The organism is Bacillus sp. 220_BSPC (genome assembly GCF_001054655.1).
Taxonomy (GTDB): Bacteria; Bacillota; Bacilli; order Bacillales; family DSM-1321; genus Peribacillus; species Peribacillus frigoritolerans.
Genome location: NZ_JVPL01000081.1, coordinates 1 through 14,840 on the forward strand (window position 1 = coordinate 1; position 14,840 = coordinate 14,840).

The window sequence follows — 14,840 nt, forward strand, 5'->3', positions numbered from 1 at the left end:
TGGGGGTTTCCCCCTGTGAGAGTAGGACGCCGCCAAGCCATTTGAAAAGACCAGCCATCCGGCTGGTCTTTTTTTGAGGTCGTTATCTTCAGTACTTATTATTTAAACCTGTTAAAGACCTTAAAGAAAGTTATATGCAGGGTAAATGGTAGGACATTCTATTAATGTATCTGAATTTCTACAGCTATCTGTCTTATCCATATCAGTTTAAGACAAAGGGACAGAATTCTTCGTTTCTGTAGGGATATATGTTAAACTTAACATAGTTCTGAAACTGTCATTGGGGGAATAGCCGATGGATACCTCTGCTAAAGATGAAATGATTTTTTCGTTTGCTGAATGGTTGAGAGACCAAGGCAAATCAGCTAATACGATCAAAACGTATACTGGTGTCCTTTCACAGTTTTGTGACCAGACACAAAAGATATTGATGGAGATCCATTCTGAAGATGTTCAGGGTTATCTTGATTATTTAGAAAATTGCAAGAAAAGCCCAGGGACAATCGAAAAACACTATATCGCATTAAATGTCTTCTTTAAATTTTTAGGCAAACCGCAAGTGATGCTTTCTGTGGAACGTAAAGTTAAGGAGCACAAGCTTGAGGTACCTGAAACTTTAAGCCTCAATGAGCAGCAGATACTGTTAAGAGATATAGAAGCAGAAGGAAATCTAAGGAATATTGCCATCGTCTACCTTTTGTTACATACTGGAATTCGTGTCTCCGAATTATGTGACTTAAATGGCCGTGATGTCATCATGGAAACAGAGCGTAATTATATACTTGTCCGGAACGCAAAAGGTGAAATCGACAGATCCGTACCCCTTACGATATCGGCTATACAACATGTACAAAATTATCTTTTGTCTTTAAAAGAAAAAGCAGATCCGCTATTCATCTCAAGCTATAATCAAAGGATCACTCCGAGGTCAGTTCAATATATATTGAAAAAATACAATGTGCATCCGCATAAACTGCGACATACTTTTTGTCAAAGGTTAGTGGATAATGGAATAGATATACAAACGATATCCAAGCTTGCCGGTCATAAAGATTTAAACGTAACGAAGCGTTATCTAAAAGAAAAATCTCTGGATCTGGCAAATGCGATAGATCAAACTTTCACCAAACACTAATATATAGAAATTAAAAGGGGAAGCGAGATCTTTCCTTTTTTTGTTTAAACAAACAGATTTCCTTGGAAATGACGAATAGGACGTTTTATCTTAAGAGACGGGACAGGTTGAAAGAAGAGGAATATAGTTCAGTCAAAAGGGCCGAACATATTGATGCATTGTTGAATCAAAAAAGAGGGGATTCCTTATATCAGGAATCCCCTCTTCTTTTTCTTCGTTACTTAACTGTTTTTTTCTTCTTTTTACCTATTTTCATTATAACTTCATATACTACCGGCACTATTACAAGTGTTAGCAATGTAGAACTCACCAGTCCGCCGATAACGGTAATTCCCAAACCTTGTGATATTAATCCGCTGCCTTCCGCACCGATTGCCAAAGGTATTAAAGCGCCGATTGTGGCAAGGGCAGTCATCAGGATAGGGCGTAGACGGGTGGATCCTGCCTCGAGTAAAGATTCCCTGGTAGATAGCCCGGATTCTTCATTCTTGATAACACGGTCCACTAATACGATGGCATTGGTCACGACGATACCAATAAGCATCAGGACACCCATCATTGCCGAAACGCTGATGGTCTCACCTGCAATGAATAGCCCTGCCAATGCCCCGATTACCGTAAATGGTAAGGAGAAGAGAATGGCTATTGGTGCTAAACCACCATGGAAAGTAACGACTAGGACAAAGTATACGATAGCAACTGCCGCTAACATAGCGATACCAAGTTGAGTGAATGATTCTTGGATATCTTCCGTCACTCCGCCGTAGTCTATAGATACGCTTGCAGGAAGATCTAATTTATCAACTTCCTTCTGTACCTCAGCTGTCACTGCGGCCACATCATCCGATTTGATTGTTGCAGACACGTCGGCATAAATTTTTCCATCGCGGCGGCTGATTGTATCGGAAGCTTTGCCTTCTTCGATTTTCACAAGCTCTTTCAATGGGATTTCCATTCCCATTGGAGAAGAAATTTTCGTATTCTCTAGATCTTTTTTGTCTTCGAATGTCGTTTCTTTTGTCTCGACATATACTTTGACTTCTTCTCCATCTTTCTTAATGGTAGTTAAAGCATCATCTTTATTTGTATTGGCAATGGACATGCCAATTTGTGCAGCTGTCAGTCCAAGGTCACTTAGCTTTTCTTGGTCTGCTACTAGAGTGTATTGCTCATAAGCATCCGAAAGACTTGTATCAACATCTTTTAAATCTTCGTTTTTCTTCATGATATTTTGAATATCATCAATTACCGGTTCAATATCTTTTTGTGTATTTCCGTAAACAAATAGAGTGGTTTCGTTGCTTGATGTTGATGTGAAATCTTGTTGTTTCCATGTTCCAGGTGAATCAAGTTCAGTTAATTCTTTTATGACGGTTTCTTTTTTGTCCCCGAAATTTTCGGTGTCTTCGTCATAGAGTACATAGAAGAGAGCCGAGTTACTCGAACCGCCCATCATGCCGCCGCCCATCATGCTTTCACCAAGTGTGTATTGAACGGTCTTCACATCGTCTTTATCCATGAAGTATTTTTCCACTTTTTCTGTTTGCTTTTCAATATCCTCTTTTAACTCTCCAGGTGCGGGAGTGTAAGTTACGATGATCGTTTTTTCTTCATCTGCAGGCATGAAGCTGACACCGATGCTTGGGATTAGGAATAAGCTTCCAACTAATAATACAATGGCTGTACCGAAAGTGATTAGCTTATGGTTTAACGACCAATCCAGTGATTTTCGATAGAATGCTGATAGTTTGCTTGGTTTTTCTTCATGTGATTGTAATTCTTTTTTAGATAGTCCCTTTTTAAATAAAGAGTCTGCCATTGCCGGAACAAGTGTGATGGCGATTATTAATGAAGCGACTAATGCAAACACCATTGTTAAGGCAAATGGCATGAATAGTTCCCCGACAGGTCCTGTAACGCTTGCTAAAGGCAGGTATACGGCTACAGTAACGATTGTCGATGAAAGGATGGGGATGAACATTTCCTTAGTGGCAGATCGTATTAATTCGCCGCCTTTTAATTGTTCGCCTTTTAAAGCCATTCTTCTATAAATATTTTCTATGACGACAATGGAGTCATCGACGACTCGGCCAATCGCAACGGTCATGGCCCCAAGTGTCATGACATTCAATGAAATATCCATTTGTTTGAGCACCAAAAGGGCTGCTAATAGGGATAATGGAATCGAAATGACGGAAATGAGAGTCGTTTTAAAGTTCCTAAGGAACAGCATGATAACAATGACGGCAAACAGACAGCCGAAGAGTGCCTTGCTGATCATGGTTTCAACAGAATCTTTAATCGGTTTAGCTTGATCGAGAGTAGTGTGTACACTTACCCCGTTAAATTCTTCTTTGAAATTCGATGCTTCTTCATTTACTTCGTCGACGATTGCAACTGTATCGGCATCAGGTGATCTTGTAACCTGAATTCCAATCGATTCGCTACCGTTTGTTCTTGAAATCGACTCAGCCTTACCGGTGATTTTAACATCGGCAATGTCTGATAATTTCACATTTTGCATTTGGGCAGGACCTGTTGCCATTTCAGGAGATAATTGATTGGTTTCCTGTCCAGTTTGTGCTGGAGCTCCTGTTTGCGGGCCGCCGGTTAAAGGTATCTTTACATTTTTCAGGTCCTTTAATGTGGAAATGTTTCCATCCACAACGATCGTTTTCTCTTTATCATCAAAGTTATATATGCCAAGCGGCATACTGACGTTTGCGGCCTGGATAACCTTCTTTACGGTTTCTTCATCGAGCCCGTATTGAGCCATCTTGTCCTGGTCGAATACAAGGCTGCCTTCATTTACTTGCTGTCCGGAAATGGATACGGATGTCACGCCGTCAATTCCTTCAAGTTTAGGTACTAACACCTCTTCGACATTTTTTGTAAGGGCTGGTAAATCAGAAGCCTTATCTGTTACACTGAGTGCGACGACAGGAAAAGCGTTTAATTCTAATTTAGATACGCTCGGGTCATCTACTCCCTCTGGCAGTTCCAATTTCTCTAAAGCTTCTTTCACTTCTTTTACTGCATCGTCCATATCCGTATCATAATCATATTGTAATTGGATGGAAGAGGCATTGGCCATGGACGAAGAACTGACTAATTCGACTCCTGGCAAATTTGTTACTTTTAGCTCAATCTGGTCGGTGAGCTTATCTGCTACTTCTTCAGGTGCAGCTCCAGGATAAACAGTGGAGATGCTAATTAAAGGAGTGGAGATGCTTGGTATGGTTTCTTGTTTCATGTTTAAACCGGAGTATAAACCAGCTGCAACGATGATGATGGTAAGCAACCAGATTGCCAATTTATTCTTTAATGAAAATTTAATTATTGAATTCAAGCTTGTACCCTCCATACATAAAATTGTGACCAGTCGGTCACAAACTCAAATATATAGTATATGGATTATGATTGCAACAGATAATATCCGTTAGTGTTAACGTTGTGATTTCAAGGGTTTTGGGATACAATTTGGAAGATGTGACCCATTGGTCACCAATGGACAATTTTAAGAGATAGGATGAATTTGATGAAAGAAAAAAATAAGATGATCATAGATAAGTCTGTAGAGCTTTTCGCGGAGAAAGGCTATCATGCAACTTCGGTTCAGGAAATTGTTGAAAAATGCGGGATAGCAAAAGGGTCCTTTTATAATTATTTTAAATCGAAGGAGGAATTACTAGTCTCCATTTTTAAATTTTATTATGAAGCGTTGACAGACTCATTACTTGATCTTGAACTGGATGCTTCATTGTCCAGTAAAGACAAATTCATGAGGCAGATCACTGTTCACATTGAGCATATGACGGGAAATACCAACTTGATTCAAATGATGATGCAGGAACAAATGGTTCATATCAGCAAGGAACTAGATGGATTTTTACATTATATCCATGAAGAGGGCTTGATTTGGTTCAAGCGTAAAATCATTGAGTTATACCCGGGGCTTTCATCTGATCTTCTACCCGATTGCACCATTATTTTAGATTCGCTTTTCAAAGGATATATCGGAATATTGATCAGGAAACAAAATGCTTTCGATGTGGAATTGTTACCTAGCTTCATATTGAACCGGATGGATTCCATTGTCACAAGTCTGGAAAACATGGAAGATCCATTATTGAAACAATTTCCCCTACCAGGTTGCTCGATGCGGGATATGAGCCCAAAAGAAGAAATCCATTCGATTATCGCCAGGATGCTGGAAGTGGAAACACGTAAAGAAGAGGGGATGGAAACTCGTAAAAATACGGAAGCTTTAAAAGCGCTCCAGGAAGAATTTTCAAAAGTTAGGCCAAGCTCCATCATCTTGGAAAGCCTTTTATTATTTTTGGAAAAAAATGAAAAAAGAAGTCCCTTGTGTTCAAAGCTTATCTTAATGATGAAGGATTATTTGTTGTATATATGAAGGCTTTACTGAAAGGGGGCGAATAGCCTCTTTTTCATTTGAATTTTTAATGAGTGTTAAAAACGGAGGTTTAGGAAAAAGTAAAAAGTGATGGGAAGAAGACCATTCTTTCAATGATATGGGGGCAAGAATCATGCGATGGAAAAAAGGAATGCTGATTTATAATAAAAATGCAGGGAAAGATAAACTCGAAAGGAATCTAGAGGGTTGTCTTCCGGTATTAGCTCCACATATTGATGAGTTTCTCATTCTACAAACCAAGCAAAAAGGCGATGCATGCCGTTATTGTTTGGAATATGGTGAAGAAATGAATGTAGTTTTCGTATTGGGAGGAGATGGAACGGTACATGAGTGTGTAAATGGCCTTTCACCCCTTCAGAGGCGGCCTTTGTTTGGGATTTTACCTGGAGGGACTTGCAATGACTTCTCCAGGACATTAAAGATTCCTCAAAAAGTTCGTCAAGCTGCGGAAGCATTAGTAAATGGCAAGGTTCGTCCAATTGATATTGGGAAGTCCAATAACGATTATTTTTCCAATTTCTGGGGAGTGGGACTTATTTCAGATGCTTCAAACAATATTGATGAGCAGGAAAAAAGCAGGTTCGGAAAGATAGGATATTTATTAAGCGCTGTAAGGACGATTGGTGAGAATGCTCCCTTTTCCTATAAACTAGAATATGATGGGAATTTCATTGAAGGGGAAGCCGTTATGATTTTGGTCTTGAATGGTTGTTTTATCGGCACTAATTTATTACCCTTCCCCATGATTAGTCCAGACGATGGGCTCTTTGGCGTTGCCATCTTGGAAAATGCAAGCCTTGGTGCATTTTTAGAAATAATAGCGATGAAACGTTCATGGACTGAAAATATGAGTTCTGACTCTGGGGTGACTTATTTACAAGCAGGTACCTTGACTATTGAATCCAAGAGGCCGCTTGATGTGGATATGGATGGAGAGAACTATAGGCAAACTCCTTCGCGCATTAAAGTCCTCGCCCACCATTTGTCAGTATTAACACCAAATTAGTATGAGGATTACATTTGAAGGGAAAGGCTTATGTGTTTTTTTTTGTATATTCATTCCTTATTTCTGCAATTGTTTCCAAAATAGGATAAAATGTATGATGATATATCATTTTTTGCAGGAGGACCAATTATGGTGTACCAGGTCGGATTGTTAAAGGGCATTTTAGAGCCTTATCGGAGTCGTTATCAGCTGCAAAATGCAGAGGCAGTCACAAAGCTTGGATTGAAATTAATAGTTTTATATTTTGTTAGTCTTATAGTATTCGCCGTTGGGGGATATTTTGGCATTGGTTCAGAATCATTCTCCAAAGAAATCACGAAGATGAGCGCCAATGAATTCGAAGCAGCAAAGTTGCTGATTTTGAGCGGCAATATAATAACAGGAATAATCGACCCTTCTATATACATATTTTTAGCAGCTCTATTCTTTTGGATCGTTACTGATATCCCCTATATAAAATTAGTTATCGTTCAAATGATTCTTTTTGGCTTGCAATTAATAGAAAAAACATTATTGATTCCCTTATTCGTTTTAATGGATTTAGGCAGCGATGCCAATCCTTTTTCATTGGGGATCATCAGTCAGTATTTTCTCAGAAGTGATTATTTCATTCACTTTTTCAGCGGAATTACCATTTTTCAATTTCTTATTATTGCTCTGCAATATTTTTATTTAAAGGAATTTACAGAACGTAATAATTATTTGGTCCTTTTAATGATTGTTCTATTCTATTTGGCCACATGGTTTGTTAAAGCCTTTTTAGGATACATCCAAGTAGGCGTATTTGTATAAAGCGGGTGAAATGAATGAGCGGTAAATGGAAAATAGCGGCGGTCTCCATTGCGTCGATAGTGTTAATAACCGTTAACTTATACCTTATTGAAAAAAAAGAAAGCAAAGTGGAACGGACGGTTTTCGTTGAAAACTGGACTAAGGTAAAAAAAGATACAATTACGGATACTATTCAAACAAATGGGGTAATTAAACCAGTAGAAGAGTATGATATTTATTTTGATGCCAAGAAAAATGATTTTAAGAAATTCCTTGTAAAAGAAGGCGATGCGATTACGGCTGGCTCCTCGTTGTTTGAGTTTACGACGACCGAACTTGATGCGCTTAAGACGAATTTGGAAGCGGAGAAAACGGCCGCCGAGGGGGAAATTGCAGGGATTGAGGAATACATAGGGAAGTTGAGGTCTTATCAGGGGACCGTGACCAGTGAACCTGAAGCTGCAATTGATGAATCGGTGGAAAAGAACTTGAATATTGATATAACGACAAGCTCTTCAGATCTTATTAAAAGTAACATTGAGCAAGAAATGTACAAGCAGGAACTAGAAAAAAACAGGTTGGATGAAAAAGTAAAAATGCTTGATGCTAAATTAAGTTCGATTGAGCAGCAGTCCAGTGCAATTGTAACGACTAGCGAGGCTGATGGTGTCGTTAAAAATATCAATAAAAACCTGAATAATCCCATTATATCCATTGTTTCGACAAATATGGCAATTGAAGGGGATTTCTCCGAAGAGGAAATGAAAAAGGCTGAAGTGGGCATGACTATAAAAGCAAGTTCCTCTGATTCAAAAAAGGCATTGAAAGGGAAGATAGGCCGTATCCATTCCTATCCCGCTGAAGAACCATCATTAAAAAAAGATAACAGATTTCCATTTCAGGCTTTAATCGAACCGGAAGGCGAAGAAACTGAACCATTGTTGGTGGGATCGAAAGTGAATCTTACTGTAATAACCAATGAGAAAGCCGGTGTACCCTCCATTCCGATAGAGGCCGTACAATACCAAAAGCAGCCTTATATTTACAAGTTGACTAATAAAGGCCATGTGGATAAACATTACATTACAAAAGGTCTTAAGGCTGAAGGGAAGCAAGAAATCATAAAGGGACCGTCTGTAGGTGACGTCATCCTGCTGGAGTCGAATGCGGCAGTGAAGAACCATTCTTATTTTATAACCCCGATTCAATTTGAAAAAGTGAAAGCTAGAACTTATAAAAAATTCACCTCTAGGGAAAAAGTAAGATATCTGTTACTTGGCATTCTGGAAAAATAACCGCTTTTTTCACAAGAGAGGTGATGTTAAATTAGGAATTAATTATATCAATATAACTTATTTGATTAAAAATCGGGAAACGTAATTATAGATACAACAGCCTTTAATGCAGAATATTCAGACATATTAAAAGATTTTTTCTAGAACTGATGCGAATAAATATTTACAGATTATCATTTTTAGTATAATATTTTATTATAAGTTAACTCGCTTAATCTTATTCCAAGAACGGGGGACCCATTTTTGTGGATTTTATCCGCTAGGGGTGAATTCAGAAATGAAAGGGCATTTGTGTTTCCAATTCCTAACCCGACAGCTAACCTCGTCAGCGTCTTTAAGGGAACATGTGTGAATATTCACGCCAATAAGAAATCGACACATGAAGTGTCTTTTTTTTCGGCGTAAAGACAGAGTTTTTCAAAAAAAGAAAAATTACTTTCTTTTTATTAGTATCTTGTTTCCCTTACCGAGACAAAAATGTTTTTGCATCAAAGACTTTATGGAAGGTGAGGAAAGTAAATGAAGAAATTCAAATTAAGTTTAGCTAGCCAAATTTTCATTGGTTTAATTCTAGGGATTATCGTTGGTGCCATTTTTTATGGTAATGAGTCGGCCCAAAGCTTTTTACAGCCATTCGGAGACATTTTCCTACGAATGATTAAAATGATCGTAGTGCCGATCATCGTATCCAGCCTTATCGTTGCAGTTGCCGGTGTAGGTGACTTGAAAGCGGTAGGAAAACTAGGTGCTAAATCATTATCATACTTTGTTGTCGTAACTATGATAGCGATTGCTGTTGGTTTAATTTCAGCGAATATCATCCAGCCTGGTGCTGGTGTGAATATGAATAACCTGGAACAAACTGATATCTCGACATATGTTGATACAGCAGAAACTAAGCAGCATGAATCGTTCGTAGATACACTTGTACACATCGTGCCATCCAATCCAGTTAAAGCCATGGTAGAAGGCGATATGCTAGCGATCATTTTCTTCTCCGTGTTGTTTGGACTAAGTATTGCGGCCATCGGTGAAAAGGGTAAACCAGTATTCCGTTTCTTCCAAGGTGTAGCTGAAGGAATGTTCTACCTAACTAACATGGTCATGAAATTCGCTCCTATCGGTGTATTTGCACTAATCGGTGTGACTATCTCCAAGTTCGGTTTGGAATCTCTAATTCCGTTAGGAAAGTTAGCGCTTTCTGTTTACGGAACAATGATCTTCTTTGTAATTGTCATTCTGGGTCTTATTGCAAAATTTGTAGGATTCAATATCTTTACTTTGATTAAACTTCTAAAAGAAGAATTGATTCTTGCTTTCTCTACTGCAAGTTCAGAAGCGGTTCTTCCGAAAATCATGGAAAAAATGGAGAAAGCGGGATGTCCGAAACATATTGCTACATTTGTTATTCCGACTGGATACTCCTTTAACCTTGATGGTTCTACATTATACCAAGCGTTAGCAGCTATCTTCATCGCTCAAATGTATGGAATCGATTTAAGCATGTATGAGCAAATCACGCTAATGCTAGTGTTAATGATCACATCCAAAGGGATTGCGGGTGTACCAGGTGTATCTTTCGTAGTTCTTTTAGCGACATTGGGAACTGTCGGTATTCCTATTGAAGGTCTAGCATTTATTGCCGGTATCGACCGTATTCTTGATATGGGACGTACAGTGGTAAACGTTATTGGTAATTCACTTGCGGCAATCGTTATCTCTAAATGGGAAGGTCAATTCAACCCTCCTTCCAAAAAAGAACTAGAACAACAAGTTTCTTGATACAAAAAATCCAGAGTGAAATGTCACTCTGGATTTTTTTTATTGAATGAAAAAGCGCTTCCTTAATTTTTCTCGATACTGTAAAAATCTGCTTCCTTCAGGTGTTATGGAGGGAACTACTTCTTGACGCGTCTTCCTGGATGTCAAAATACCCCCAAATTCATAAAGCCTTTCATTGTTTACCCCAAAACCAAATCATATCCTCTTCCTCCCAGAAGGTCATGTGTTGTGAAATGAAACTACCTTCAGGCTTTAAATTACGGTTGATTTGACTAATGTCGGGTATTTTGCGCAGGGGATCATCAGCATAAAGGGGAGCGGCCACATGAAATGAGTGAATGAATGATAAAACCAGTCATGATCCATTCTTCGAATTCTATATTTTTTCCTATTGGTTAAAATGGATTTTGATTCATGTTATTTAAACGATGCAGATGATGATTAATATTGGGGTTATATAACTTACGTGAAACTCCAAAAGTTTGATAAAATAACATTATTGATTGAGAGCTCGGAGGGGGTCAGGTTATGAAGAATGATAGCAATGATATCTTATACATGTATATGCAGGCTTCCGAACGGTTTGTCCTTTTTAATGGACTCAATTTTCGTGAATTCGTCAATTCGCTTCCGTATACCTTGGATTCGATCTTATTATTGAAACATCAATTCGATGGTGGGGAATACAATTTGAATGTCCTGCTTGAGAGCGCTTCATCTGAAGCTATTGCGAAGCTCGTTAAAGAAAATGTCCGGGCATATGGAGATTTCTGTTGGATCGATTTTGAAGAAGCGGAAGGGCTGGATGAATTGGATGGAAGGGAAATAGCGGAACTTTTATATTTAGGACATGCTAAAACCCATCTGGATCCCCCGTTTTTTCGTAAATTGAATAACCAATTTGTGTACCTTGCCCAGGATGATGGCTGGTTCAATAAAATTTATTTTCGTTCTCTTTCGACATATTATATGATGTTAGGAAGTCTGATTCCGCTAAAGCTGGAGCCATTAAAAGTAGAGAGGACGTGGCTTGGAATCAGAAAGAAAAAAGAGCTGACGGCGATTCCTGCAGAAATCATTGCTTCTTTGGCTCATATTCTGGCAGAGGGGCTCGTTTTTTCCTTTCGGGATGTTAAGTATACTAGAACGAAAATTGAGATACCGGCATGGGTCGTAGGGGATTATTTAAACATGGATGAGATGCATGATTCCTTTTCTGATAGAGATAGTAAGGAGCCCGATGCATTTATTATCTTCAATCGAAAAGAGAAGATTTGGGAAAGTGTTATTAAAAATACACCATCCTCCTAATTTTATTTGAAGTCCTTGAACTTTTTAGGTGTAAGACTTACCGTCTCATGCATAAGAGATAAGAGAGGGTGTGGCGGTTTTATCCTGTGTTCAGTAAATTAGTAATCATTGGAAATACTCATTGGTGGAAGTTTCGCTTTACCCCGCATTAACAGGCTGTAAGGAAGCCTGATGACAAATGTAATGAAAAAGAAATGTGGTGAACCAACAGCCTGTAAATGCCCGATTGCGACGCACAGGATGTGCTAGCACAGGAGTTGCCACAGGATGTGGCGGTTTTATCCTGTGTTCTGCAAAATAGTAATCATTGGAAAAGCCTCAATGATGGAAGTTTCGCTTTATCCGTTTTAGTGTAAAGTGATACAATGAACATGGTTAAAAGAATATTGGAGGGTAATAACTCATGAAAACTAAACTTGGTTTGCTTTATGGTGGAAAATCTGCGGAGCATGAGGTTTCTATGCAGACGGCTTTAGCGGTCATTAAAGCTCTCGATTTAGCAAAGTTTGATATATATCCGATTTACATAACAAAAGATGGTTCATGGATTAATGGACCAAAGTTAACAGGTCCTGCCGAGAACGTGGAGGCATTGACATTTTCACCGGAAAAATCGAGCTCGCCTCTTGCCTTGCAAGCACATTCAACTGATGAAAATAGTGAATCAACAGGGTATGACGTAATTTTCCCATTGCTTCACGGACCGAATGGAGAAGATGGAACCGTACAAGGGATGCTGGAACTGTTGAACCTCCCTTATGTAGGGAATGGCGTTTTAGCTTCTTCAGCAGGAATGGATAAGGTCATCATGAAAAACATTTTTGCCCAGGCGGGACTTCCTCAAGTGAAATACACTTGGTTCATCCGTTCTGAATGGGAGAAGAATACTGAAAGTGCCATCAAAAAGGTAGCGGATGATTTGGGGTACCCTTGTTTTGTCAAACCTGCCAATTTAGGCTCAAGTGTCGGTATCAGCAAATGTAATGATGCTGATGAACTGGAAAAAGCGGTAGCGGAAGCTTTTCAATTCGATCGGAAGGTCATCATTGAAGAAGGGGTCATTGCTCGTGAACTCGAGTTTGGTATTCTTGGTAATGATGAACCGTCTTGTTCAGTGGCAGGCGAAATCATCCCTAAGAAAGATTTTGCCTTCTATGATTATTCAGCAAAATATGTAGACGGTAATTCAGCGATGGTCATTCCGGCGGAGATAACGGAAAGCGAGTATGCAGCTTTATCCGAAATGGCCATTACTGCCTTTAAGTCATTGGATTGCTCTGGATTGGTTCGCGCAGATTTCTTCTTGACGCATGAGGGGCAAATCTATATTAATGAAGTGAATACAATGCCTGGGTTTACTCCATTCAGCATGTTTCCGTTATTGTGGAAGCACACAGGTGTCGACTATCCAGCGTTAATTGAAACACTCGTGAAACTTGCCTTGGAACGTCATCAGGAAAAACAACAAATCAAATATACAGTTTGATCATGCAGGTAAAGTATCAGTAAACTCCACAATCCATCAAGCCTTGATTTGATGGATTCCAATCAGCAGGAACCGGTGCGATTTAAACTGGTTTCTGCTTCGTTTGGTTAACGGAGAGCGATTAACGGTTCGATGAATGTAGGAGGAACAAAATGATAAAGAGAACGTTAAAACAAGTACATGAAATGGCAGAGGGATTGAATGATATCAGTCCATTCCAGTCCAAAGGAATTAATGGGGTTACCATCGATTCAAGAACGGTTAAGGAAGGGTGTTTGTTCATTCCGCTTAAGGGTGAGCAGGTTGACGGCCATCAGTATGTCAAGCAGGCTTTAGCGCAAGGGGCTGCAGCTTCCTTTTGGCAAAGGGATGTTCCGAATCCTCCTGTTGATTTACCGATAATCATTGTCGAAAACACTGAGAAAGCACTTCAGCAATTGGCGCGTTCTTACCGCCAGGAGTTGAATATAAAAGTCATTGGGATAACAGGGAGCAACGGTAAGACCACTACGAAAGATATGACCGCTGCGCTGCTGGCCACTGCCTATAAGGTTCATAAAACAAATGGAAACTTCAATAATCATTTAGGTTTGCCGTTAACGGTGCTTTCTATGGCAGAGGATACGGAAGCGGCTGTTTTGGAAATGGGAATGAGCAGCCGCGGTGAAATCGAGTTCTTATCCAAAATGGCAAAGCCTGATGTAGCGATCATTACCAATATCGGTGAATCACACTTATTGGATTTAGGATCACGCGAGGAAATCGCGAATGCGAAGTTGGAAATTGTCGAAGGTTTGTCGAAAGATGGAACGCTGATATATCATGGTGATGAACCATTGCTTCGCAATCGGATCAAAAAGGATTTTCCTGATTTAAACGTAATATCTTTTGGACGTACGGAACAAAATGATTTATATCCACAGGCCATTAGCCAAGGGGCAGACAGTACCACGTTTACAATCGCAAGCGGTAATAAGGAAATCGGTTATGAGATACCTGTTTTAGGTCATCATAATGTTCTTAATGCGTTGGCTGCCATCTTGGTTGCTAAAGAATTCAATGTAGATGATTCGGCGATCCGTAAAGGCCTATCGGCCATTCAGTTAACTAATATGAGGATGGAATTGGTTGAAGGCGCAAAAGGGCAGAAAATCATCAATGATGCATATAATGCCAGTCCAACTTCAGTCAAGGCGGCAGTGGAGTTGGTTGAGGGCTTATCTGGGTTCGAGAATAAGATCCTTGTATTGGGAGATATGTTGGAGTTAGGGCCGCAGGAAAAAGACTTTCATACGAAAATTGGTGAATTGATTTCCAATGAGCGGATTGATAAGATTTTCACATATGGTACTTTAGCCGAGTTTATTGCCAAGGGAGCGAGCAAGTCTTTTTCATCGGAGCAGGTTCGCCCTTTTCAAGATAAGCAGGAGCTTATAGAGGAACTTAAGTCGTCCACACAGGAAAATGACATCATACTTGTTAAAGCTTCCAGGGGCATGAAGCTGGAGGAAGTCGTTCAAGCTCTACAAAAATAAAAAATAAAGAAAAGGCCGTTTCTTTTTTGAAACGGCCTCAGACTGTAGACAAACTCGATGAAAATCGAGTTTGTCTATTTT

10 protein-coding genes and 1 riboswitch are annotated in these 14,840 nt (G+C 39.3%); of the genes, 9 read left to right on the top strand and 1 reads right to left on the bottom strand.

Features of this window, described 5'->3' with window-relative positions; translation table 11 throughout:
* Positions 1-295 precede the first annotated feature (295 nt).
* Positions 296-1,135 carry a tyrosine-type recombinase/integrase gene (locus tag ADA55_RS04840; RefSeq protein WP_048679905.1) on the top strand — a complete coding sequence of 280 codons (840 nt, stop codon included), beginning with the start codon at positions 296-298 and terminating at the stop codon, positions 1,133-1,135.
* Between the two features lie 217 nt (positions 1,136-1,352).
* On the opposite strand, the gene ADA55_RS04845 is transcribed toward ADA55_RS04840, so the two are convergent.
* Entirely contained in the window at positions 1,353-4,484 is a 3,132-nt protein-coding gene (locus tag ADA55_RS04845) for an efflux RND transporter permease subunit (RefSeq protein ID WP_048679908.1), read from the bottom strand.
* A 189-nt stretch (positions 4,485-4,673) separates the two neighbouring features.
* Here ADA55_RS04845 and ADA55_RS04850 point away from each other — a divergent pair, with 189 nt between their 5' ends.
* The 8 genes from ADA55_RS04850 to ADA55_RS04885 all read left to right on the top strand — a co-directional run bounded on the left by ADA55_RS04850 (position 4,674) and on the right by ADA55_RS04885 (position 14,759).
* A complete protein-coding gene (locus tag ADA55_RS04850; RefSeq protein WP_048679911.1) occupies positions 4,674-5,552 on the top strand; it encodes a TetR/AcrR family transcriptional regulator in 879 nt (292 codons plus the stop codon).
* 133 nt (positions 5,553-5,685) lie between these two features.
* Entirely contained in the window at positions 5,686-6,579 is an 894-nt protein-coding gene (locus ADA55_RS04855) for a YegS/Rv2252/BmrU family lipid kinase (RefSeq protein WP_048679914.1), read from the top strand.
* Positions 6,580-6,708: 129 nt separating this feature from the next.
* Entirely contained in the window at positions 6,709-7,371 is a 663-nt protein-coding gene (locus tag ADA55_RS04860; protein ID WP_048679917.1) for a hypothetical protein, read from the top strand.
* 14 nt (positions 7,372-7,385) lie between these two features.
* Positions 7,386-8,645, top strand: coding sequence for an efflux RND transporter periplasmic adaptor subunit (locus tag ADA55_RS04865; protein ID WP_048679921.1), 1,260 nt, complete (start codon positions 7,386-7,388; stop codon positions 8,643-8,645).
* Between the two features lie 198 nt (positions 8,646-8,843).
* A riboswitch (cyclic di-AMP (ydaO/yuaA leader) is annotated at positions 8,844-8,991 on the top strand.
* A 173-nt stretch (positions 8,992-9,164) separates the two neighbouring features.
* Complete coding sequence (locus ADA55_RS04870) at positions 9,165-10,427, top strand: cation:dicarboxylate symporter family transporter (RefSeq protein ID WP_048679924.1); 1,263 nt, start codon at positions 9,165-9,167, stop codon at positions 10,425-10,427.
* A gap of 528 nt (positions 10,428-10,955) precedes the next feature.
* Positions 10,956-11,738: a hypothetical protein gene (locus tag ADA55_RS04875; RefSeq protein WP_048679928.1), complete on the top strand. Its 783-nt coding sequence runs from the start codon at positions 10,956-10,958 to the stop codon at positions 11,736-11,738.
* Positions 11,739-12,141: 403 nt separating this feature from the next.
* Positions 12,142-13,224, top strand: coding sequence for a D-alanine--D-alanine ligase (locus tag ADA55_RS04880; RefSeq protein WP_048679932.1), 1,083 nt, complete (start codon positions 12,142-12,144; stop codon positions 13,222-13,224).
* Positions 13,225-13,376: 152 nt separating this feature from the next.
* Complete coding sequence (locus tag ADA55_RS04885; protein ID WP_048679936.1) at positions 13,377-14,759, top strand: UDP-N-acetylmuramoyl-tripeptide--D-alanyl-D-alanine ligase; 1,383 nt, start codon at positions 13,377-13,379, stop codon at positions 14,757-14,759.
* Positions 14,760-14,840: the final 81 nt, after the last annotated feature.